Consider the following 23992-nt stretch of genomic DNA (forward strand, 5'->3'; position numbering starts at 1 on the left):
GCACCTGGAGCCCAATGAGCGCGTCCATGCCGATACTGCGGGGGATGATTGTACGCAATCGCTGCCAAATGTCGCGGTATCTGGTCGAAAAGATGGCAACTAGCTATTAATTTTTCATTTATCACGAACAGTTCAAGAAAAACCGCCTTTGCCCCGTGAAGCACTTACTCCCTGAGGGTCAAACCCGTTTCAGCATTCCAGCCGCCACCCAATGCGGCAATCAGCTGGACGCTGGCAATCAAGCGACTTTGCAGGACGTTCAGCACGCTGCGTTCATTGCTCAAAGCAGTGGCCTGTACGTTGACGACGTCAAGATAGCCGATCAGCCCGGCCTTGTACTGGTTGTTGGTCAGGCGCAGCGAGTCACGCGCCGACACCAGCGCTTCCTGGCGCACGGCGGCCTCCTGCTCATAGACCTTGAGCTGAACCAGGTAATTTTCGACTTCCTGAAAACCATTCAAGACGGTCTGCCGGTACTGGGCGACGGTCTGGTCATACACGGCCTCGGTACGATCGACCTCCGCCGTCCGCCTGCCACCGTCGAACAACGTCAGCGCCAGCTGCGGCCCTACCGACCAGAAGCGGTTGGGCAGGCTGATCCAGTTGGCGAACGTACTGCTACTGTAACCGCCGCTCATGCTCAGCGTGAAGTCTGGGTAGTAAGCGGCCTTTGCGACGCCGATGTTGGCATTGGCGCCCATCACCGAGCGTTCGGCTGCGGCGATGTCCGGTCGGCGTTCAAGCAACTGGGACGGCAGCCCTGGCGGGATCTGCGGCAATTGCGGAATCGAAGTGCTGGCCGGCAGATTGAAGTCTGCGGGCGCCATGCCCATCAGCACGGCAATGGCATTCTCGAATTGCGCACGCTGCCAGGCCAGATCGATCAGGTCGGCCTGAGTGCTTTTCAACTGTGTCTGCGCCTGGGCGACAGCGTCACTTCCTGAAATACCGGCACGGTATTGATTCTGGGTGAGGGTCAGAGAGCGCTGATAGGTGTCCACAGTGGATTCCAGCAGGCGTTTCTGTTCGTCAATGACCCGCAATTGCAGATAATTCTGCACCAGCTCCGATTGCAGGCTAAGGCGCATCGCTGCCAGGTCCGCAAGACTTGCCTGCGCACTGGCGGTGTCAGCCTCCAGCCCGCGACGCAATTTGCCCCATACATCGGCTTCCCAACTGACGCCCAGCTGCGCGTTGTAACTGTTGCGAATTCCCGAGGCGCTGGTATTCGTACCGGTATTCGATGTACCTGTGCCCTGCCCCGAGCGGGTCTTGCCGGTGGTCAGGTCCAGTGTCGGCAGAAATGCGCCTCTGGAGCTGCGCACCAGTGCTTGTGCCTGCCGGTACTGCGCATCGTACTGGGCGACGGTCTGGTTGGAGGTATTGAGCCGTTCGACCAGCGCATTCAGTTGCGGATCCCTGTACACCTCCCACCACGCACCTTTGGCCATCGCATCACTGGGTGTAGCTGCACGCCAGCCTTCAGCGGCCTTGAACTGCGCAGGCGCGGCCATCGACGGTTTCTGGTAATCCGGACCGACAGCGCAAGCGCTGAGCAGCACAACGCAGAGCCCCAGCGCGAGTGGACGAATCAGCCCTGTCGGGCGGGATATAAAGGCCAGGCGTTCGGTCATAGCGGGGTTTCCAGAGCAGCATCGGTACGCACGCCACGCCATTTATTGTAACGATGGCGCAGACGGTCGAGATAAAGGTAAACCACCGGGGTGGTGTAGAGGGTCAGGATCTGGCTGAAGATCAGCCCACCAATAATGGTCAGGCCCAGCGGCTTGCGCATTTCAGCGCCCTCCGCGGTACTCAGCAGCAACGGCAATGCACCCAGAATGGCGGCCATCGTGGTCATCAGAATGGGGCGCAGGCGTTGCAGGCATGCACTGCGTATCGAATCTTGCGGCGTCATTCCCTGATCACGTTCAAGGTGCAGGGCCAGGTCGATCATCATGATTGCGTTCTTCTTCACCACGCCAATCAGCAGGAACAGCCCCAACAGGGAGATCAGGCTGAATTCGCTGCCCAGCACGTAGATCGTCAGCAATGCGCCCACACCGGCCGATGGCAGCGTCGAGAGGATCGTCAATGGATGGATGTAGCTTTCATAAAGAATCCCCAGCACCAGATACACCGCCAGCAACGCACCGAGAATCATCCAGGGCTGGCTTTTCTGGGTCGAGGCGAAGGCGTTGGCGGTCCCGGCCATCTTGGAAATGATGTCGGACGGCAGCCCGATGGCGGCAATTGCGCGCTCGATAGCCACCGTTGCCTTGTCGAGGCTGGCGCCTTCGGCCAGATCAAAGGAAATGTTTTCAGCAGCGAACTGACCGTCATGCGAAACCCGATCGTTCGCCAGACTGCGCTCGTAATGAGCAATGCTCGACAGCGGCACGCGCTGCCCGTCGGCAGTAATCACCTGAACCTGCTCCAGCGTCACCGGGTCCTGAGCGTATTTGGGGTTGACCTCCATGACCACCTTGTACTGGTTGAGGCTGTCATAAATCGTCGACACCTGACGCTGGCTGTAGGCGTTGTTGAGGACCGCCGTGACCATGTTCATATCGATGCCCAGCCGTTTGGCCGTATCACGATTGACCACCAGGGTCACTTGCTGCGCCCCGCGCCCTTCCCTGGCGTCAATGGCCGTCAGCTCCGGAATCGATTTGAGCGCCGCAACGATCTTCGGATACCACAGCCGCAGGCTGCTCAGGTCTGCACTTTGCACAATGTACTGATACTGCGAACTGGTCTGCTCGCGACCACCACCCAGTTGCAGGTCCTGATCAGGCGCCAGGAACAGCCTGCCGCCGGGCACATGCGGCATATTCTTGCGCAGGCGCTCGACCACTTTTTCGGCAGACAGCTTGCGCTCGGTAATCGGCTTGAGGCGTACGATCATGAAGGCGTTATTGGTGCCACCGCTGCCGCCGATAAAACCGGCAACGCTCTCCACCGCCGGGTCTGCCAGAATCGAACGGCGGAAGATTTCCATTTTCGGCTGCATGACCGAGAACGAAAGACCGTCGTCACCGCGTACAAACCCCATCAGTTGCCCGGTGTCCTGCTGTGGTAGAAAAGTCTTGGGCACCACCACATACAGCGCGACATTCACCACAACGGTAATCAGCAGGCTGAGCAGTGTCAGCCTGCGATGCCGCATGACCCAGCCGAGCGAGCGGTCATAGCCGGCGACCATGCGGTCGTTGACCCGCTCGCTCCAGCGCTGAAAGGCATTGTCCTTGCCAGGCTCGTGGGGTTTCAGCCAGCGCGCGCACAACATCGGCGTCAGGCTCAGGGACACGATCAGCGAGACGACGATTGCCACCGACAAGGTAATGGAAAACTCGCGAAACAGACTTTCGACCAGCCCGCCCATGAACAGAATGGAAATGAACACCGCCACCAGCGAGACGTTCATCGACAGCAAGGTGAAACCCACCTCTTTGGCACCCAGAAATGCCGCCTTCATCGGGTCGAGACCGTTGTGAATGTGCCGGGAAATGTTTTCCAGCACCACGATTGCATCGTCCACTACCAGCCCGGTGGCGAGGATCAAGGCCATCAACGACAGATTGTTCAGGGAAAAACCTAACAGGTGCATGATCGCAAAGGTGCCCACCAGCGATACCGGAACCGCCAGAGTGGGGATCAGCGATGCGCGAAAGCTGCCGAGAAACAGAAACACCACCATCACTACCAGAACCACGGCAATCAGCAGGGTCATCTCTGCCTCGTGCAGCGTCGCCTTGATCACCGGCGAGCGGTCCATCGCGACATTGAGGCTTACGCTGGCGGGCAGCACAGCCCGCAGGGCTGGCAATTGCGCCTTGATCTGCGCCACGGTTTCAATGATGTTGGCGCCCGCCTGCCGGTTGACGACCAGTAACACCGCCCGGTCATTGTTATAAAACCCGCTGTTGTAGCGATCCTCCACGGCATCGCTGACCTTCGCGACGTCCTTGAGGCGCAAGGTCGCCCCGTCCTTGTAGCGAATGATCAGCGGCGCATAGTCCTTGGCGGTTTCCAGCTGGTCGTTGGCCTGCACTTGCCAGTTATGCAGGTCATCCTCCACAAAACCCTTGGGCCGCCGTACGTTCGCACCGGTTATCGCGGTACGCACGTCGTCAAGCGATACGCCGTACTGGGAGAGCATCTGTGGCTCCAGCTCGATACGCACCGCTGGCAGAGAGCTGCCGCCGATCTGTACTTCGCCGACCCCCGAAACCTGCGACAGGCTCTGTGACAGGATGGTGGATGCCAGGTCGTAGAGCTGACCTTTCTCCAGCACCGTCGACGTCATCGACAACACCATGATCGGCGCCTGGGACGGATTGACCTTCTTGTAGGTCGGCATGCTGCGCATACCGCTGGGCAGCAGGTTGCGCGAAGCATTGATTGCCGCCTGCACTTCCCGCGCCGCGCCATTGATGTCGCGATTGAGATCGAACTGCAGAATGATCCGTGTCGTGCCCTGACTTGAATTGCTGGTCATGGTATTGACCCCGGCAATACTGCCCAGCGAACGCTCCAGCGGAGTGGCCACAGTGGAGGCCATCACCTCGGGGCTGGCACCCGCCAGACTGGCTGACACCACAATTACCGGGAAGTCCATGTTCGGCAATGGCGCGACCGGCAGCAAGCGGAAGCTGACCGCGCCCAGCAGCATGATCGCCAGGCTTAGCAATACGGTCGCGACCGGGCGACGGATAAACGGCGCTGACAGGTTCATGCGTCAGCCCGTTCCAGTCGGTCCGGGTCGGCAGGCCTGCGACTCCAGCGACGGCCAAGACGGTCGAAATACAGGTAGATGACCGGCGTGGTAAACAGCGTGAGTACCTGGCTGACCAGCAGACCACCGACCATCACCAGCCCCAGCGGTTGGCGCAACTCTGCGCCTGAGCCGCTGGCGAGCATCAGCGGAATGGCGCCGAACAATGCCGCCAGGGTGGTCATGAGAATCGGCCGGAAACGCAGCAGCGCCGCTTCGTAGATCGCCGTTTCCGGAGCAACACCCCGGTTGCGCTCCGCGTCGAGCGCGAAGTCGATCATCATGATCGCGTTCTTCTTGACGATGCCGATCAGCAAAATGATACCGATGATCGCGATCATCCCCAGGTCATTGCCGCTGATCAGCAAGGCCAGCAAGGCGCCCACTGCTGCCGACGGCAGTGTCGAGAGGATGGTGATCGGGTGGATATAACTCTCGTAGAGCACGCCCAGCACGATGTACATGGTCACTACAGCCGCCAGAATCAGCAGCAACGTGCTCGACAACGATGCCTGAAATGCCTCGGCAGCGCCCTGAAACTGGGTCTGCACACCAATCGGCATGCCGATGTCCTGCTCAACCTGCTCGATGACCTGCACCGCCTTGCCCAATGCGACGCCGGGCGCAAGATTGAACGACATCATCACTGCCGGAAACTGCCCGAGGTGAGCGATGGCCAACTGTGCCTGACGCTGCTCGACGCGTGCCAGGCTCGACAGTTTTACCTGTGCGCCATCGGTGGTCTTGACGTGGATCTGCTCAAGTGCGGCTGGGCCGAGCTCACTGCCCGACGCGGCTTGCAGCACCACGCGGTACTGGCTGGCCTGGGTATAGATGGTGGAAATCTGTCGCTGACCGAATGCGTCGTACAGCGCATCGGTAATATTCGCAACGGTGACCCCTACCCGACTGGCCGCATCACGATCGATGTTCAGATACACCTGCAGGCCCTTGTCCTGCAGGTCGCTGGCCACATCCGTCAACTCGGACCGTTTGCCGAGCGCCTTTACCAGCCTTTCGCTCCACAGCGTCAGCAGCTCGGCGTCGGGCGATGACATGCTGAACTGGTACTGAGTACGACTGACCCGGTCTTCAATGGTCAGGTCCTGCACCGGCTGCATGAACAGACGGATGTCCGAAAGCTTGTCTACCTCCGGCTGCAGGCGCTGGATCACCTCGGATGCGGTGAGGTCACGCTCTGCGTGGGGCTTGAGGTTGATCAGCAGACGCCCGCTGTTGAGCGTTGCGTTATCACCGTCAACACCAATGTAGGAAGACAGACTGACCACCGCAGGGTCCTTGAGAATGATGTCAGCCAGCGCCTGCTGACGCTGGCTCATGGCAGCAAAGGAGACCGACTGTGGCGCTTCCGAAATACCCTGGATCACGCCGGTGTCCTGCACCGGAAAAAAGCCCTTGGGCACAACGATGTACAGCAGCACAGTCAGTGCCAGAGTGACCAATGCCGCCAACAGGGTCAGTGGCTGATGCCTGAGCACCCAGCGCAACCCGCCCGCGTAGATATTGATCAGCCAGTCGATCCAGGCACCGCTGGCGCGATAGAAACGGCTCTGCTCTTCTTCCTTTGGCTCGCGCTTGAGCAGCCGCGCGCACATCATGGGCGTCAGGGTCAGCGATACCACCAGCGATATCAGGATGGCGACCGCCAGGGTGATCGCGAACTCGCGGAACAGTCGCCCGACCACGTCAGCCATGAACAACAGCGGGATCAGGACTGCAATCAGCGACAGGGTCAGGGAAATCAGGGTGAAACCGATCTGCTTCGCGCCCTTCAGGGCGGCCTGCAGAGGTGTTTCGCCCTCCTCGATATGCCGGGAGATGTTTTCCAGCATCACGATGGCGTCATCGACAACGAAACCGGTCGCGATGGTCATGGCCATCAGTGTCAGGTTGTTGACCGAGAAGCCCGCCAGGTACATGACGCCGAAGGTGCCTACCAGTGACAGCGGAACGGCGATGGAGGGAATGATCGTCGCGCTGAAGCGACGCAGGAACAGGAACGTGACCAGGACCACCAGAATGATCGCGATCAGCAACTCGTGCTGAACATCGGTTACCGACGCGCGAATCGTCTGTGTGCGGTCCGTCAGGACCACGACGTCGAGGCCGGCCGGAAGGTTCTCGGTGATTGACGGCAGCAGTGTCTTGATCCGGTCGACAACCTCGATCACGTTGGCGCCCGGCTGGCGCTGAATGTTCAGCAGCACTGCCTGACTCCGATTGGCCCAGGCCGCCAGACGTTCGTTTTCGGCACCATCGACGATTTCGGCCACATCCTTCAGGCGCAGGGGGGCGCCATCCTTATAGGCCAGAATCAGGTTGGCGTACTCCTCGGGAGACTTCAGCTGATCGTTGGCATCGAGCATCGAAACCCGGGTCGGCCCATCGAAATTGCCCTTGGGCTGGTTGACGTTGGACGCGCCGATCAGGGTCCGCACATCAGACAGGTTCAGGCTGTTGGCGGCCAGCGCCTCCGGGTTGACCTTGATCCGCACAGCCTGACGCTGCCCGCCGGCAATGCTGACCATGCCGACGCCGCTGATCTGCGAGATTTTCTGCGCCATGCGTGTATCAACCAGATCATTGAGCTTGGGCAGCAGCATGGTTTTCGAGGTAATCGCCAGGGTCAGAACCGGCGTGTCTGCCGGGTTGACCTTGTTATAGACCGGCGGTGCCGGAAGATCGGTAGGCAGAAGGTTGGTGGCCGCGTTGATCGCCGCCTGCACCTGCTGCTCAGCCACATCCATGTTGATTTCGAGGCTGAAACGCAAGGTAATGACCGACGCGCCGCCCGAGCTGGTCGAGGCCATCTGGGTCAAACCAGGCATCTGCCCGAATTGACGCTCAAGAGGCGCAGTGACGGAGCTGGTCATGACCTGCGGGCTGGCACCGGGATACAGCGTCATCACACGAATGGTCGGATAGTCGACCTGAGGCAGCGCCGACACCGGCAGCAAGGTGTAGGCGATCAGACCCGCCAGGACGATTGCCAGCATACTCAGCGTGGTGGCAACCGGACGCAGGATGAACAGGCGCGACATGTTCATACGTTTGGTTTTTCCACCTTGCCGAGTGCTGCCGACTTGTCTGTCTTGCTGTCAGGCTTGCCCTGCAGCTTCTGAACCGGACCCGCCGGTACATCCTTGCTGTCGTTGACGACCTCGACTTCAGCGCCGTCGCGCAGACGGTCGGTGCCTTCGAGCACGACCCGTTCTCCGGCTGCCAGACCTTCGGTGATCACCGTCGATGTCTCGTCGCTCGGGCCGGTCTTCAACAGTTTGAGTTTGACCTTCTTGTCACCGTCCAGGACATAGACAAAGGTCCCGTCGGTGCCGAACTGCACGGCAGCCGTTGGCACCAGTGTCACCTGTTTCAACGTATCGGCGCGCAGACGCACATTGACGAACTGGTTGGGGAACAGGATCTCGTCACCGTTATCGAAACGGGCCTTGAACTTCAGTGTGCCGGTCGTCACATCGATCTGGTTATCGAGGCTGGCGAGTACACCGGAAGCCTGCATTTTCGTATCGCCACGGTCCCAGGCTTCGACGGGCAGCTTGTCGCCGGTGCGGTAGCGGGAAATGACTTTCGACAGGTCCTTTTCCGGGAGCGTGAAGGCGACCGAAATGGGCTGGGTCTGGGTAATCACCACCAGCGCAGTGGTGTCGTTGGCGGCAACCAGGTTGCCGACATCCAGCTGTTTGAGGCCGACACGACCGGCAATCGGCGCACGAATGCGTGTGAAGTCCAGACTCAGCTTCGCGTCAGCCACGGCCGCCTGATTGGTCTTGATCGTGCCTTTGTACTGATTGACCAGCGACTCGGCAGTGTCGAGGGTCTGTTTGGCAATGCTGTCCTCGGCAAAAAGCCCACGGTAACGCTGTACGTCGAGCTGAGCATTCTTGAGCAGCGCCTGATTGGTGGCCAGCGTACCTTCGGCCTGCTGTAATGCCACCTGATAGCTGCGCGGATCGATTTCCGCCAGCAGGTCACCCGCCTTGACCATCTGCCCTTCCTGGAAATAAAGCTTGACCAGCTCTCCCGCCACCCGGCTGCGCACATTGATGGTATTCATCGCCGTTACCGTGCCAAGCGCCTTGTAGTAGATAGGGAAATCGCCTTCGGTTGCCGGGGCGACCCGCACCGGGACAGCGACAGCCGATGCACCGAAGCCAGGCCGCGCCATGCCACCTGCACCATGCTTCTTGCTCTCGGCCCCTTTGCCGGGAGTGGAGGCAGGCCAGAGCCACCAGCACAGGGCAACAATGACCAACAGGATCAACAAACTGATCAACCAGCGACGGGATTTACGAGAGCCAGACGATTGCATGAATAAATCAACCATTACAGGTGGGGGCTTCTTCAGAAGGCTGAACAATAAGCACAGATGCGTTACAAGCAAAGCGCCTTTACCAAGCGCTTACTTTCGATAAACGTATGAAGCACAAACAAAAAAACGGCCTGAGCGGATTCAGGCCGTCGAAGTGTTGCGGAAAGTTACTTAAGCACAGCCAATGCAGCGTCGTAGTCGGGTTCGTTAGCGATCTCTGTTACCAGTTCGCTGTGCAGCACTTTGTCGTTTTCGTCCAGAACAACCACCGCACGAGCGGTCAGACCTTTCAGTGGACCGTCTGCAATTGCAACGCCGTAATGCTCGCTGAAATCGGCAGCGCGGAAAGAAGACAGGTTCTTGACGTTTTCCAGACCTTCGGAGCCGCAGAAGCGGGACTGGGCAAACGGCAGGTCAGCAGAGATACACAGAACAACGGCATTGCTCAGCTCGTTTGCCTGGGCGTTGAATTTGCGTACCGACGTTGCACAGGTCGGTGTATCGACGCTCGGAAAAATGTTCAGCACCTTGCGCTTGCCAGCGAAGTCAGCCAGGGTCTTGTCGGCAAGACCTTCACCCACCAGCGTGAAGGCAGGTGCCTTGCTGCCGACTTCAGGCAGCTTGCCATTGACTTGAACAGGGCCGCCTTTGAGGGTTACTTGAGCCATGAAACACATTCCTTTTTTGAGATGAATAAAAGAACCGGAAGTTAAACACGAAAGTGTGCCGTGTCCTATATAGGATAATTCCGAATTTTCTCAGGAAACCAGTCTGTCCCTGATATCTGGGTGGGCACATAATTCCACCAGCCAATCGACGAATACCCTGATCCGTCGTGACAACTGACGATGAGGTGGGTAAAGCACCGTCAACGCCAGCGGCGGCGGACGATGCAACCGCAGCACCTCGACCAATATGCCGCTGCGCAACTGTGCGGCGACATGGTAACGCGGTACCTGTATCAGGCCGAAACCAGCCTCGCAAGCCGCTACATAACCGTCGGCACTGTTGACCGAAATAGAACAGGCCAACGCTTGATCGACCTCCACGCCATCGGCCATGAACTCCAGACCATAGCGTTTGCCGGTGCTGGTCGAGAAATATTCGATTACCTGATGTTGCGCGAGGTCCGGCAGGTTCAGCGGCGTACCGTATCGCTGCAGGTACTCGCGACTGGCGCAAGTGATCTGGGTCAGGCTGCCCAGCGGCCTTGCGACCAGCGTTTCGTCCAGTGCTGCTCCGGCGCGCAAGACACAGTCCACGCCCTCGCGGATCAGGTCGACCGGTCTGTCGCTCATGCCGATTTCCAGTCGGATCTGCGGGTAGCGCCGGGCAAATTCAGGCAACGCGGGTATCACGACCATGCGCCCCAGGCTCACCGGCAGGTCGACACGCAGCAGCCCCTTGGGCTCGGCACCCGCCGCTGAGAAGGACGCTTCGGCGTCGTCCAGATCGGCCAGCAGGCTTACGCAGCGCTGGTAATAGGCCTTGCCGTCAGGCGTGGTGCTGACCTGACGCGTAGTGCGTTGCAAGAGCTGCACACCCAGGTGAGCTTCCAGTTGTTTGATCAGAATCGTCACGGATGCACGGGGCATGTGCAGGCTCTCGGCCGCCCTGGCGAAACCGCCCAGCTCGACGATACGGGTGAATACGCGCATGGCGTTGAATCGATCCATGATTACCGGCAGCCTGAATAGAGAGAGCGTGTGATGGGTCACACTGTTTTAACAGGGTAAACCGGTTGAACGCAGGCCAGTGCCATTACAGCCGCTGGCCAGTATTCAGAAGTCTCTTTTATAGAAAATATCCAGCGAACTGGCAACACCGCTTGCAGCCTCAAGGTACACGCGCTTGCTGAGCAGATAGCGCAACGCAATGGTATTGGCCGGTTCAAACACGCCGACGCCATAACGCAGGCTGAGCTTCTCGGTGATCTTGCCGCTGGCAACCACATTGGTCTTGTCACCGGTTCCCGAGGTGTCCAGTTCGAAGTCCTTGATACCCAGATTGTCCGCGAGCTTGCCGGTGGTCGACGAGCTCCCGGCAACGCCTAGCGCCAGTGCAGCCTGAGCGACCATGTTGTTGTCTTCGCCCGAGGTACTCAGCGGTCTGCCCATGACCAGATAGGAGAGCGCCTGCTCCTGGCTCATCGCGGGTTCGGAAAACACTTCAGTGGTGGGTTGCTCGGCACTGCCGGTCAGACGAATGCCTGCTATCACATCATCTGTCTGGCGAATGGCCTCGATATCCAGATAGGGCTGGTCCACAGGGCCTGCAAACAGCAGGCGCGCCTTGCGGATGGTCAGCCGCTGCCCGTAGGCACGGTAACGGCCGTCGTTCAGGTTCAGCTCACCACGGGTGTCCAGGTTGTCGCCAATGTGCACCCTTCCGACCAGATTGGCAGTAAGCCCAAAACCGCTGAAGGCGAGCTTTTCCTGACCAACCTCCACATCGATATCCATGGCCACTGCCAGCGGTGGCGCGCCCTCCTCGGTCTGCTGCCCGACGATCACCGTATCGCCCGACAGCTTGACCGTGGACGGCGGCAGCTCACGCACGGTGATCGTCCCCTTGGGCACCAGCACCTTGCCGGAAATGGCCAGCCGCTCACCCTGCATGGAAATTTTCAGGTCAGGCGCTACCTCAACTTCCACGTAGGGCTCGACATTGATCGGCAGACGCGCGCCCTTGAGGCTCACATCAACGTTCAGATTCTGCCCCCAGGCCACCTGACCGCCTATGCTCCCCTGCCCGGTGCTGCCACTTTTCCAGCCACCGGTGAGCTGTACGCTCTCCCCGGCAATCAACGCCTGCACCTTGAGGTCATGCAGTTCCATCGGCAACTCGGCACCCGCCACTTCACCGCCTTCAAGTGTCACGCTGCCGTTGACCAGAGGTGCCAGCAAGCTGCCTGACAATCGACCATTGCCGTTCAGGCGGCCATTGAGTTTCTGCACCATTGGCGCAAAGGGTCGTGCTACCGAGATGTCCAGCCCGGAGAGACCGAAATCGCCTGACAGAGGCTTGTCTTTGGCCAGCGGATCGATCTGCGCATTGACCAGCAACCGGCCCAGCTTGCCGCCTTCGAAATCCAGCCGCGTATCGATACGTCTGGGTGCCAGTGTGGTGTCGAGTTTGAGTGTCTGATACGGGAAGTCCAGCCACTGGTCATTGCTGCGCACCCGCAATGTGCCGCCTCCGGCATCAATCGTAACCTTGCCGGTGGGGCCTGCTGCCGGAAGATCAAGCTGAACGTCGGCATTCAGCGCGCCCTTCCAGGCAAAATCCTTTGGCATCCATTGCGCCAGGCTGTCGAGCGGGAAATTCTTCAGCTGATAGCGCAAACGTGGCTCCGGCATCATTCGTTGATCGCCACCGCACAGGCTGGAGGCACCGGACAGCCAGCAATGCGCACCGAAGTTCAGCCGACCGTTGGCCAGACGCTCGATCTTCGCCGGTTGCTGCAAACGCCAGTTCTGTCCGCCGCTCTGTACCGTGCCGCTGGCCAGCCGACCGCGCCAGTCGCCCTTGTCCAGGCCGCCGTCCAGTGCGATAGCAAGCTTGAGCAACGGCCCTTGCAGGTCCAGCTTCAATTGTTGCGCCTTGAGCGTACCCTGACCGTCCACCAGCAACGTCCCCAGCCCGGTGTCGCCGGCCTGAATGCCAACGCCCTTGAGGTTGATGGTCGCGCGCTGCGACTGATCCAGACGGGCATTGAGTGTCAGGTTTTGCAGGCGATTGTCCTGCAAAGCGAGCTGACTGCCCTGCAACGCCAGTTGCCCTTGCGGTGCCTGAAGTGTTCCCGTCAGGTCGAGCCTGCCTTTGGCCTGCCCCTGCAAGCGCGGCCACAATTGAGCCAGACGCGGCAGGTCAAGGTCCAGCTGCCCTTTGAGACGTTCCTGCAAACTGCCATTACCCTGAACCCGGTTGTCACCCAATCGAATGTTCAGGTTGCTGACATTCCACTGCTGATCACGACCGTCAGCCTTGGCTTGCAGCAGCGCGGGCTGGCCACGCAGACGTCCCTTGAGGTCCAGGTCGGCGGTAAGTTCGAGCTGCTCGTTGACCAATTGACCTTTGCTGCGCAATGGCCCTGCCAGCGTGCCGGGCAGTTCGGCAACCCAGAATGAAGGGTCCAGCGCGCTCAGGTCCAGTGCAGTGTCCCAGCCAACGCCATTGGCAAATTGCAGGTTCAGGAAACCGCTGGCCTTGCCCTGCCCTGCGACCAGCTCCAGTTGCGGCAGATGGACTTCCTGCAAATTGCCACTGAAGGGACTGATCAGCGTGAACGCGCCAGCAGGTCCTTTGAGGCTGGCGTTGAAATTGCCAAGATAATTGCCGTCGGTGTAGGAAATCTCACCTTTGAAGGCGTGCAACGATACTTGCGGTTCGGACTCCAGCGGATACAGACGCTGCCAGGGGAAATCCAGCCAGTCGATGCTCGCATCAGCCGAGAAACCATTCTGCCAGTTCAACGTGCCGTTGATGGCCAGACGCTGTTGATCGTTGGCGGCCAGATCAAGCGCTGCAATGGTTGCCCCGTTGGCATCCGCACGCCCCTGCAACGACAACGCCACAGGGCCTTTTTCTGCGGGCAGGCTGGCAGTGCCGTTGATCTGGTAACCCGAGTCGAGATCGCCTTCGGCCGTCAACAGCAGCTGGTCGAGTTGCAGGGTATCGGGCAATGCTGCGCTGGGTTTGAAATGTTCTGCAGTCAGTTTCAATCGTGCTGGCACATGCTCAGCCAAAGGTTGCAGCTCACCGGTCAGTTGCCCTGGTAGATAGCCGCTGCTGTCAGCCTTGAGTTGCAGGGTCTTGAGCACGTCACCTTGAATATCCAGCGCCAGCGTCCAGGGCTTACCGTCCTGTGGCGGCAGTTGCAGTTGGCCTTTTACGCTCAATGGCCAGTCGCCCTCGGGCTTCAGCAGACCATTGAGGTCCAGCACCAGCGCATCACGTTGCAGGTGCGCGCTGTCGATTTGCAAGCCTTCGGCGGTCCAGTGCGCCGCCAGCTTGAGGTCGCGCAACTGTTCGACGCCATCCAGTTGCAGGCTGCCCAGCTGTATATCACCCAGTTGCAGGGCAAGCGGCAACTTGACGGCTGGCAGGCTTAAAGGTTCTTCGTTGCTCGGCGCACCGCTCGGAGGAAAACGCAGCAGTACCTGCCCCGCGTGCAGGCGATCAATGCATAAGGTCATCTTCAGCAGGCAGGCGGGCGTCCAGGCGAAGTCGACAGAGTGCACCTCGACACGGTCTGCGCCTTGCTGCCACACCAGGCGCTCGGCACTCCACTGCCCGCCCAGGCGGCCCTGAAAGTTTTCCAGTTGCACGCCGGGCACGCGGGCCAGCGCCCATTGGCTGCCTGCCTGGGTCCCAAGCAGTACACCGACGCTGACGATCACCAGCAGCAATAACGCGATCACGCTCAGTCCGGCAATCGTTGCACCACGCTTGATGTTCATCCTGTTCAAAGTTCCGGCCCCATCGAGAAGTGCAGGCGGATGCCACCCTCGTCATCCAGCGCGTGCGCCAGGTCGAGACGCAACGGACCCACCGGAGATACCCAGCGCACCCCGAAACCGACGCCGGTTTTCAGGTCTGGCTTGTCCAGACTGTTGAATGAGTTTCCCTGATCGATGAAGGTCGCGAGCCGCCATTTATCCGCAATCGAGTACTGATACTCGACGCTCCCGGCAAACATGTAACGCCCACCAATGCGGTCGCCGTCAGAGTTGGTCGGTGACAGTTTCTGGTAGTCATAACCCCGTACGCTTTGATCGCCACCGGCAAAAAAACGCAGCGACGGCGGTATCGAGGTGTAACCGTCAGTAAGGTTGCCACCCAGCTGCACGCGGCCGAGAAAGCGATGATTCTGCGCGACTGTCGTCAGCCCTTTGAGCAGCACATTGGCATGCACCAGATTGGCATCCGACAACATGCCCTCCTTGGCCACCTGGGTGTCGAATTGCAAACGGTAGCCCTGGTGGGGGTCGATGCTGTTATCGCTGCGCAGGTACGAATAACTGATACCGGGCATCAACAGCGTGCTCAGGCCCGAATCGTCGCCCAGCCGGTATTCTTCACGCTGCCATTTCAGCGAGATGACCCGCTCCCAGCCGCTGGGCAGTTTGCTATGCCATTCAGGCCCGGCAGTCAGCAGCTTGCTGAGGCTGTCGGTTCCAGCAATCTCTTCGTATTGATAGCCACCGGCATAACGCAGTTTATCGGTCAACGGCGGATCGAGCGGCACGTCGTACCACAGGCCGACATTCTGCCGAGGCGCGGATATTTCCGATTCGAACCCGTAGCTGTGGCCCTGTGGATTGGCCCAGTGCCGGGTCCAGTTGGCTTTGCCACGCGGGCCGACATCGGTCGAGTAGCCCAGGCCAAGGCCCATGGTGCGGGGCTTGCGGGTTTCAAGCTGAACGGTCACCGGAATGACCTGATGTTCAGCTGCCGTAGGCGCGGCATCGACCCGCACGCCTTCAAAATAGCCACTGCCCTGCATGGCCTGGGTCAATTCGGCGATCAGTTGTGAGTCGTAAGGGGTATTTTCCTTGAAAGGCACCATGCGCTTGAGCAAATCGTCATCGAAGGGCGCATTGCCACTGAACTTGACCTTGCCCAGCGAATAGCGCGGACCACTTTCATAGACCAGCTCGATGTCGGCAACCCCGGCTCGCGGGTCGACAGCCAGGCGCTGGCTGGTAAAGTGGCCGCTGAAAAAACCGTAACGCGACGCCTGATTCTGGATCAGGCGTTTGGCATCTTCATAATTGCCATGATTGAGCACCGCGCCGGTTTTCAGCGCGTCGCTTTTGGGGACCCGAAAGGCTTTCAGCGATGCTGCCGGACCTTCGACGCGAATTACCACATTGCGCAGGTGAATAGGCTCGCCCGGCTGGATATTGATCACCAGACGTGGCTGGTCTTCGTCCTTGATCTCGCTGTCGATCTGCGCCTGATAATAACCAAGCGCCTGAGCCGCTTTCTCTGCCTGCTGTTCGGCACCCAGGCTGAAGTTGCGCAATGCCTTAACGTCACGCTCGCCCAAATCCCCCACATACCCTTCGACGTTGGCCTTGAGTTCCGGGTTGGCGGGCTTGATCCTGACGTCAAGGCGGGCCTGGGCAAGCGCCGCTGCACTCATGGTCATCAGAAACAGGCTGCTGAATAGTCTGAAAAGCTTCATGGGCGTAGATGCTAACACGATCGACGGGCCGCACTGGAAGCCCACGAATTGTCGGAGATTCAGACCGTTACGTCAGGGACCGGCAGTGAAACCTGAGGGTTGGGGTGAAAAAACACATGCTCTCGGACAGGTCCTACCGCAATCTCGCCGATTTCCTCATAGCCTTGTCGCTTATAGAACTCGAGATAACGAGGGTTTCCCGTGTCTACCACGATGCCCTGAGAGTGCTCATCCACCGCGCACCAATCGTGCAACGCCCCAAGCAGTTGTTCGCTCAAATCCTGCCCCAGCTTCTGACCCTGAAATTCCGGGTCCAGGCCTATCAACGGCAGCACATGCACGGTTTCGGACGGCACACAGGCCAGCACCGCGTTGTAATAAGCCAGATAACGCTGGGTGCACCCCAGGCCGGTGTCCATCACCATGCGCAGACGCCACGCCCAGCTTTCAGTGACACCCAGACGACGTTGCGGTGGCGCGATAAGCGCTACGCCGACCAGCCGATCCTGCAGAAACAGACCGAGTGCAGGCTGGTCTTGCAGGAAGTGTTGTTTGACCAGTTGGCGAATGGTCGCCAACACGCGTTGCTCATATCCCTCACGCTCGGCATTGAACAGATAGGCAAACGTCGGATCGTGCCGATAGGCCCTGAACAGCAAGGAGCGGGTTTCACGGGAATAACCACTGTCGAGTTGACGAACTTCACCCGTGATGGCAGCAGGTAGGGACATAAAAAGCCTCGTGTTAACGGAACTGCGTCTGGCGCAGCAGTTTTGGCAAGCAGGCTTTCGAGTGATGGCACTTGATAACAGTTCCAACGATTTGTCCGGGCCTCTGCTTGCAAGGTGTCTGACACGGTGCTGGTCCTGCAACCACAGGTCAGCTAGCATCGCTGTTTGTTTTTGCTCAGGACCGCTGTTTTATGAAAATCGTCTCGTTCAACATCAATGGTCTGCGCGCTCGACCTCATCAGTTGGCGGCGCTGATCGACAAACACCAACCTGACGTAATCGGCCTTCAGGAAACCAAGGTTTCGGACGAGCAATTCCCCCACGCGGAAGTCGAAGCGCTGGGCTATCACGTGCATTTCCACGGCCAGAAAGGCCATTACGGCGTTGCCCTGCTATCGCGCAACCCTCCGCTGGCTCTGCACAAGGGCTTTGAAAGCGACGACGAGGATTCGCAAAAGCGCTTCATCTGGGGCACTTATGCCGACAGCAATGGGCAGCCGGTCACCATCATGAATGGCTACTTTCCGCAGGGCGAGAGCCGTGATCACCCGACCAAGTTTCCAGCCAAACAGCGTTTTTACGAGAACCTGCAGACCCTGCTGGAGAGCCGTTTCAGCAATGAACAGCCGCTGATCGTGATGGGTGATGTGAACATTTCTCCGCAGGACTGCGACATCGGCATCGGCGCAGACAACGCCAAGCGCTGGCTGAAAACCGGCAAGTGCAGCTTTCTCCCCGAAGAGCGCGAGTGGATGGAACGCTTGAAAAACTGGGGCCTGGTGGACAGCTTCCGCTATCTGTACCCGGAGGTCATCGACCGATTCAGCTGGTTTGACTATCGCAGCCGTGGCTTTGAAGACGAACCCAAGCGCGGTCTGCGTATCGACCTGATCATGACCTCTACCGGCCTGCAGCCACGCATCAAGGCCGCCGAGGTGGACTACGATTTGCGCGGTATGGAAAAGCCGTCGGACCATGCGCCGATCTGGCTGGAACTGAACTGACAAAGCGCCCTCGCGCGCGACCCGGCTTTATGCAGAAACAGGTCGTGCGCGCAGTGGTCGAGCAATCGTCATATTCCGGAAATCTTTCTGTCTTATTCTCCCGGCACCCTCCCGTGACTCATGGTGACGCCGATGCTGCGCGCTTTGCTAACGGCGCTGACTCTGTCGAGCGCCACCCTGCCCGCCCTTGCGCTGGCAGCACTGCCGCTGCCCGTGGGCGAAATACCTGCCTTGCGCATTCAAGGCTCAAACACCATCAATGCTCAATTGGGCCCCGCGCTGGTTGAGGGATTGATGCGCAAGCAAGGCCTGCAATCGGTGCAGACTGTTGCTGGCAATGCCATGAATGAACAGCGCGTCGTCGGCACTAACGCCACAGGGCAGACGGTCAGCATCGAAATCGCCGCACATGGTTCAGGCACCGGTTTTACTGCGCTCAAAGCAGGTAACGCCGATATCGCCGCCTCTTCCCGACCTATCAAGGATCAGGAAGCCAAGGACCTGAGCAGCCTGGGCGACCTGAAAAGCGCAGCTAGCGAGCAAACCATTGCCATCGATGGCGTTGCCGTGATTCTGCATCCAGGTAACCCGGTAAGACAGCTGGATACGCTGCAGCTTGCGCGTATTTTCAGCGGGGAAGTCAGGGACTGGGCAGAAGTGGGCGGAAATCCGGGCGCCATTCATCTTTATGTTCGCGATGAGAAGTCCGGCACCTACGAAACATTCAAGGACCTGATACTTGCAAAGTACGGCAAGAACCTGTCCGGCACAGCCGCACGCTTTGAATCCAGCGAGCAGCTTTCCGACGAGGTCAGCAAGGACATCAATGGCATAGGTTTTATCGGGCTACCGTCCATCAGGCGTGCCAAAGCGGTGGCCATTGCCGATGGTGATTCCAGACCCATGCTCCCGACTGTCAGTCTGATTGCCACCGAAGACTATCCTCTGTCGCGACGGCTCTACTTTTATGTGCCCACCTCAGCTCATCAACGCTGGGCGCAGGCGCTGGTCCGTTTCGCGCAAAGCGCCGAGGGTCAGGCCATCGTGGCGCAGAGCGGCTTTGTCGCGCAGACCGTGCAGGCACTCAAGGTGCAGCCTACCGCGCAGATGCCTGTGGAGTATCAGGTACTGGCGCGCAAGGCCGAACGGCTGTCGGTCAACTTTCGCTTTGCCCAGGGCAGTGCGAAGCTGGATAACAAGGCGCAGCAGGACCTCAAGCGGGTGGCGGAGTACCTGAAAACCAGCAACCAGCTCAATCAACATGTCACGCTGGTCGGCTTTGGTGATGCCAAAAGCGATCCGGCTCGCGCAGCCCTGCTCTCAAGGCTGCGCGCCATGGCGGTGCGCCGCGAGCTGCTGAAAAGCGGCGTGACATTTCGCGACATCGTTGGCCTGGGGGATGAGATGCCGGTAGCTACCAATGACATCGATGACGGCCGGATCAAGAACCGTCGGGTCGAAGTCTGGGTGCAGTAGCCTGGGCGCAGTTATCGGCTACCAGATCAGGACTGGCTGCGTTCCCTGTCCGCCGGCAGATATTTGCCCAGTTCATATTTGCCGACAGCGGCGCGATGCACCTCATCCGGACCGTCCGCCAGACGTAGTGTGCGCTGCATGGCGTACATATAGGCCAGGGGGAAATCATTGGAAACACCCGCCCCGCCGTGCATCTGGATCGCCCGATCGATGACCTTCAGCGCCACGTTCGGCGCTACCACCTTGATCTGCGCGATTTCACTTCTGGCGACCTTGTTGCCTGCCGTGTCCATCATGTAGGCCGCCTTCAGAGTCAGCAGGCGGGCCATATCGATCTCCATACGCGAATCGGCAATCCTGTCGATGTTGCCACCCAGCCTGGCCAGCGGCTTGCCGAAGGCAACCCGGTCGACGGAGCGCCTGCACATCAACTCAAGTGCCCGTTCGGCCATGCCGATGGAGCGCATGCAGTGGTGAATGCGGCCTGGCCCCAATCGGCCTTGGGCGATTTCAAAGCCGCGCCCCTCACCCAGCAAGACGTTTTCAAACGGCACCCTGACGTTATCGAAGACCACTTCGGCATGCCCGTGGGGCGCGTCGTCATAGCCGAACACAGGCAGCGGCCTGACAATCTTCACGCCCGGCGTGTCGACCGGGACCAGAATCATCGAGTGTTGCTGATGGCGCGGCCCGTCAGGATTGCTCAGGCCCATGAAAATCAGGATTTTGCAGCGCGGGTCGCAGGCACCGGAAGTCCACCATTTTCGACCGTTAATTACCCATTCATCACCATCGCGCTCGGCGCACGCGGCCATATTGGTGGCGTCCGATGACGCCACGTCGGGCTCGGTCATGGCAAAAGCAGAACGAATTTCGCCGCGCAGCAACGGTTCCAGCCAGCGAGCTTTCTGTTCCTCGCTGGCATAGCGAACCAGCACCTCCATATTGCCGGTGTCAGGCGCAGAGCAATTGAACGGCTCGGGGCCCAGCATCGAGCGCCCCATGATTTCCGCCAGCGGCGCGTATTCCAGATTGCTCAGGCCGGCACCGAGCGCAGACTCCGGCAAAAACAGATTCCACAACCCCTCGGCTCTTGCACGGGCTTTCAGTTCTTCCATGATCGCGGTGGGCTGCCAGCGGTCGCCTTCGGCCACTTGCTGTTCGAAAACCGGCTCGGCCGGATAAACGTATGCATCCATGAACGCAGTGACGCGCTCACGCAATGCCTGCACCTTCGGGGAATACGCGAAATCCATGGGCCACTACCTTCTCGATCAGGGTGTCGAATGCATGATCCTGATGCTAGAGAAACGCCGTACATTTATCTAATCTATTCTCGGCGTGTATAAACATTCATAACCGATATATGATCCATCACCGCTGCGGCGTCCCCAGCCTGCCGAACAGCGAATCAAAATAACAGCACGAGGCGCCCATCAATGAACCTGAGCAAGGTCGATCTCAATCTTTTCATTGTCTTCGACGCCATCTACACCGAAGCCAATCTGACCCGGGCCGGGCAGATCGTCGGCATTACCCAGCCTGCGGTGTCCAACGCCCTGGCGCGGCTGCGAGAGACCTTCAACGACCCGCTGTTTGTGCGAACGGCTCAAGGCATGGTGCCGACACCGATGGCACAGAACATCATCGGCCCGGTGCGCAATGCACTCTCATTGCTCAGGGTTTCGGTGCAGGAAAGCCGTATATTCAACCCGTTGCAGGCCAACAAGAACTACCGCATCAGCATGACCGACCTGACCGAGGCCGTGATCCTGCCGACGCTGTTCCAGCGCCTGCGGCGCCTAGCGCCTGCCGTGACCATCGAGAGCTTTCTGTCCAAGCGGCGGGAAACCACCAAGGAGCTGGCTGCCGGGCGCCTCGACTTCGCCGTGGATGCACCGCTCAATACCGACCCGCAGGTTCGCCACGTCAAGCTGCTGGAAGACCGCTATGTGTGCGGCATGCGCAAGGCGCATCCGCTGGCGAACAAGGCCACGCTGACGCTGGATGATTACATGAGCCAGGCACACATCCATATTTCCAGTCGGCGTAGCGGACTGGGGCATGTGGACCTGGCGCTGGGCAAGATGGGCATTCAGCGCAGGATTGCGTTGCGCTCGCAGCATTACCTGATGGCGACACAGGTCCTGCAGCAGACCGATATGGTCATGACCATACCGGAACGCTTCGCCCGCCGTAACGATCTGCACTATGTCTACCTGCCGGTCAACGATGTGCCTTCGGTCGAAACCCATCTGTACTGGCATGAAAGCACTGATCAGGACCCAGCCAACCGCTGGATGCGCGAGCAGATCATCGAGCTTTCACAGCGAGTCGTGGCGCAGGAACAGAGCCTCGATAAAGCATGAGATAAATACAGTAAGTAATTGTTTTTAAATTAAATATATAAAATTATTAAAGTCATTTCTAACCTGGCGGGCGCGTCTTGGCGCGCCCTGACAACACGACTTCTGCTTGACGCTTACGTAAAGCAAGCCGTAGGTTGAGTACTGCATACCTCGCCGAGCGACACCATGAGCAGTCAGACCTACAGCATTTCCGAGCTCGCCCGTGAGCTGGATATCACCACCCGCGCCATCCGCTTTTACGAAGAGCAAGGCATGCTCAGCCCTGAACGCAAAGGACTGGAGCGCATCTACACGGCCCGTGACAAAGTCACTCTGAAACTGATCCTGCGCGGCAAACGCATCGGTTTTTCGCTGGCTGAATGCAAGGAACTGATCTCGCTCTACGACCCTGCCGGTGACAACCAGAAGCAGTTGCAGACCATGCTCGGCAAGATCGCCGAGCGCCGTGAACAGCTCGAACAACAATTGCTGGACATCCGGCAAATGCAACTGGAGCTGGACACCGCCGAAGAGCGTTGCCGGGCTGCGCTCGATAAAACTGCTGCCACTTCACACTGACTACCACAAGGCGCTGCCATGTCTCTTCCACAAAAGGTAAATATCGTTGAAGTAGGCCCGCGTGACGGCCTGCAGAATGAAGCACAACCGATCAGTATCGGCGACAAGGTGCGCCTGGTGGATGACCTGACGGCAGCCGGACTGAGCCACATTGAAGTCGGTAGTTTTGTCTCGGCCAAATGGGTGCCGCAGATGGCTGGCTCCGCCCAGGTGTTCGAAAATATCCAGCGGCGTGAAGGCGTTATCTACTCTGCCCTGGCACCCAACCTGCGCGGGTTCGAAGATGCGTTGGCGGCGGGTGTCAGGGAGGTTGCGGTGTTTGCAGCGGCAACCGAAGGGTTTTCCCGGCGTAACCTCAATTGCTCGATCAGCGAAAGCCTGGAGCGCTTTGCGCCCATCATGGCGGCGGCGCAGATGCATGGTGTGCAGGTTCGGGGTTATGTGTCGTGCGTATTGGGCTGTCCTTATGAGGGCAGTGTCTCGCCTCAGCAGGTCGCAGCCGTCGCCAATGAACTCTACACGATGGGTTGCTATGAAGTTTCGTTGGGCGACACCATCGGCACCGGCACGCCGGGGGCCACGCGAGCGCTGTTCAACGCCGTCTCAGCGCAGATCCCGCGAGGCAAGCTTGCCGGGCACTTCCACGACACTTACGGTCAGGCGCTGGTGAATATCTACGCCAGCCTGGAGGAAGGTATCCAGGTCTTCGACAGTTCCGTGGCAGGCCTGGGCGGCTGCCCGTACGCCAAGGGTGCCAGCGGCAATGTTGCCACCGAGGACGTGCTGTACATGTTGCAGGGCATGGGCATTGAAACCGGGGTTGATCTGGACCAGGTCATTGCCGCAGGCCAGCGCATCTGCGACGTGCTGCAACGCAGCAATGGCTCGCGCGTGGCCAAGGCCCGGTTGTCTGCTTAACGACTGTCACCTGTCGGTAACAGGGTGCGACAACTTGTCACACAGTGTTACCCTGCCCCGCGTCCAGTCGAGTCAAACGGGTAACACGGAAACACTCGACAACCGAATCAGATGGCCCGATGCCCGAAAAAGACGTTCAGCTCCCGGTATTACGGGGCTTTTAAAAAACTGGCACGGGTCCTGCTATATCACTTGTACAACAAAAATAAAAACACGCAGCAACCCAATAAAAACAACACGTACCGGCTCTGACATAACAAGAACAACACGGACAGAGACGTAGCTAACAGATTTTTTTGAAGTGGACAGCTTTTCTGAACTGCTTGCCTTGCAAGTCGTTCTGCAGCCAGACAGAGAACAACAAAACTGCCCTGAGGCAGCTCCCGAACTGGTTGGATCACATGATGAAAGCTTGATCAGCGCTCAAAAAAATACGTTTGCTCTTGGTCCCGCATGCGGACCGCTCAAAAAAGCAGTGAAGGGCCAGGTCGCCAAAAACAACAACAGGCCACCCGAAAAACAAAAAAGAGCATAGAGACATACCTTGAAGGGGAGCCCAGGCTCCCCTTCGTGCTTTCCAGCGTTTGCTTTTGCCTCCCGACCCTCCCCCACCCTC

At 59.0% G+C, this 23992-nt stretch carries 16 protein-coding genes and 1 pseudogene; 5 read left to right on the plus strand and 12 right to left on the minus strand.

The window, feature by feature from the left end; genetic code table 11:
* Positions 1–164 precede the first annotated feature (164 nt).
* The 9 genes from RYC17_RS22605 to RYC17_RS22645 all read right to left on the minus strand — a co-directional run bounded on the left by RYC17_RS22605 (position 165) and on the right by RYC17_RS22645 (position 17051).
* Positions 165–1634: an efflux transporter outer membrane subunit gene (locus RYC17_RS22605; RefSeq protein WP_058409371.1), complete on the minus strand. Its 1470-nt coding sequence runs from the start codon at positions 1632–1634 to the stop codon at positions 165–167.
* The gene (locus RYC17_RS22610) at positions 1631–4738 is read right to left on the minus strand and encodes an efflux RND transporter permease subunit (RefSeq protein WP_058401493.1); all 3108 of its coding nucleotides are present in this window, start codon (positions 4736–4738) and stop codon (positions 1631–1633) included. Before RYC17_RS22610 ends, RYC17_RS22605 begins: the two co-directional genes overlap by 4 nt.
* Positions 4735–7845: an MdtB/MuxB family multidrug efflux RND transporter permease subunit gene (locus RYC17_RS22615; RefSeq protein ID WP_058401492.1), complete on the minus strand. Its 3111-nt coding sequence runs from the start codon at positions 7843–7845 to the stop codon at positions 4735–4737. The genes RYC17_RS22610 and RYC17_RS22615 overlap by 4 nt, the downstream gene beginning before the upstream one ends.
* Positions 7842–9143 (minus strand): MdtA/MuxA family multidrug efflux RND transporter periplasmic adaptor subunit, encoded by a 1302-nt coding sequence (locus RYC17_RS22620; protein WP_010202672.1) that lies wholly within the window; start codon positions 9141–9143, stop codon positions 7842–7844. The genes RYC17_RS22615 and RYC17_RS22620 overlap by 4 nt, the downstream gene beginning before the upstream one ends.
* Positions 9144–9295: 152 nt before the next feature.
* Positions 9296–9796: a thiol peroxidase gene (gene tpx / locus RYC17_RS22625; RefSeq protein ID WP_005743607.1), complete on the minus strand. Its 501-nt coding sequence runs from the start codon at positions 9794–9796 to the stop codon at positions 9296–9298.
* A 90-nt stretch (positions 9797–9886) separates the two neighbouring features.
* Complete coding sequence (locus tag RYC17_RS22630; protein WP_244395312.1) at positions 9887–10804, minus strand: LysR family transcriptional regulator; 918 nt, start codon at positions 10802–10804, stop codon at positions 9887–9889.
* A 105-nt stretch (positions 10805–10909) separates the two neighbouring features.
* Positions 10910–14590 carry a translocation/assembly module TamB domain-containing protein gene (locus RYC17_RS22635; RefSeq protein WP_316904536.1) on the minus strand — a complete coding sequence of 1227 codons (3681 nt, stop codon included), beginning with the start codon at positions 14588–14590 and terminating at the stop codon, positions 10910–10912.
* A 5-nt stretch (positions 14591–14595) separates the two neighbouring features.
* Complete coding sequence (locus RYC17_RS22640) at positions 14596–16320, minus strand: autotransporter assembly complex protein TamA (RefSeq protein ID WP_122259848.1); 1725 nt, start codon at positions 16318–16320, stop codon at positions 14596–14598.
* 59 nt (positions 16321–16379) lie between these two features.
* Complete coding sequence (locus RYC17_RS22645; protein WP_002553676.1) at positions 16380–17051, minus strand: GNAT family N-acetyltransferase; 672 nt, start codon at positions 17049–17051, stop codon at positions 16380–16382.
* Between the two features lie 191 nt (positions 17052–17242).
* Between RYC17_RS22645 and xthA the strand changes: the two genes are divergently transcribed.
* Both xthA and RYC17_RS22655 read left to right on the plus strand, forming a co-directional pair.
* Entirely contained in the window at positions 17243–18055 is an 813-nt protein-coding gene (xthA, locus tag RYC17_RS22650) for an exodeoxyribonuclease III (RefSeq protein WP_316904537.1), read from the plus strand.
* A 132-nt stretch (positions 18056–18187) separates the two neighbouring features.
* Positions 18188–19531: a substrate-binding domain-containing protein gene (locus RYC17_RS22655; RefSeq protein ID WP_316904538.1), complete on the plus strand. Its 1344-nt coding sequence runs from the start codon at positions 18188–18190 to the stop codon at positions 19529–19531.
* Positions 19532–19557: 26 nt separating this feature from the next.
* Here RYC17_RS22655 and RYC17_RS22660 read toward each other — a convergent pair whose 3' ends face one another.
* Positions 19558–20787: an acyl-CoA dehydrogenase gene (locus RYC17_RS22660; RefSeq protein WP_316904539.1), complete on the minus strand. Its 1230-nt coding sequence runs from the start codon at positions 20785–20787 to the stop codon at positions 19558–19560.
* 183 nt (positions 20788–20970) lie between these two features.
* Between RYC17_RS22660 and RYC17_RS22665 the strand changes: the two genes are divergently transcribed.
* The 3 genes from RYC17_RS22665 (at position 20971) to RYC17_RS22675 (ending at position 23376) form a co-directional block, all read left to right on the plus strand.
* Positions 20971–21900 (plus strand): LysR family transcriptional regulator, encoded by a 930-nt coding sequence (locus tag RYC17_RS22665; protein ID WP_058401486.1) that lies wholly within the window; start codon positions 20971–20973, stop codon positions 21898–21900.
* 165 nt (positions 21901–22065) lie between these two features.
* Positions 22066–22458, plus strand: coding sequence for a MerR family transcriptional regulator (locus RYC17_RS22670; RefSeq protein ID WP_005743596.1), 393 nt, complete (start codon positions 22066–22068; stop codon positions 22456–22458).
* Positions 22459–22476: 18 nt separating this feature from the next.
* Positions 22477–23376: a hydroxymethylglutaryl-CoA lyase gene (locus RYC17_RS22675; protein ID WP_122259846.1), complete on the plus strand. Its 900-nt coding sequence runs from the start codon at positions 22477–22479 to the stop codon at positions 23374–23376.
* Between the two features lie 283 nt (positions 23377–23659).
* Here RYC17_RS22675 and RYC17_RS22680 read toward each other — a convergent pair.
* Both RYC17_RS22680 and RYC17_RS22685 read right to left on the minus strand, forming a co-directional pair.
* Positions 23660–23863: pseudogene (locus RYC17_RS22680) on the minus strand (hypothetical protein).
* A partial coding sequence (locus tag RYC17_RS22685; protein WP_316904540.1) for a hypothetical protein occupies positions 23800–23992 on the minus strand: 193 nt, incomplete at its 5' end. The pseudogene RYC17_RS22680 and the gene RYC17_RS22685, both read right to left, overlap by 64 nt.

It is taken from the genome of Pseudomonas syringae group sp. J248-6 (assembly GCF_032586995.1).
GTDB lineage: Bacteria > Pseudomonadota > Gammaproteobacteria > Pseudomonadales > Pseudomonadaceae > Aquipseudomonas > Aquipseudomonas amygdali.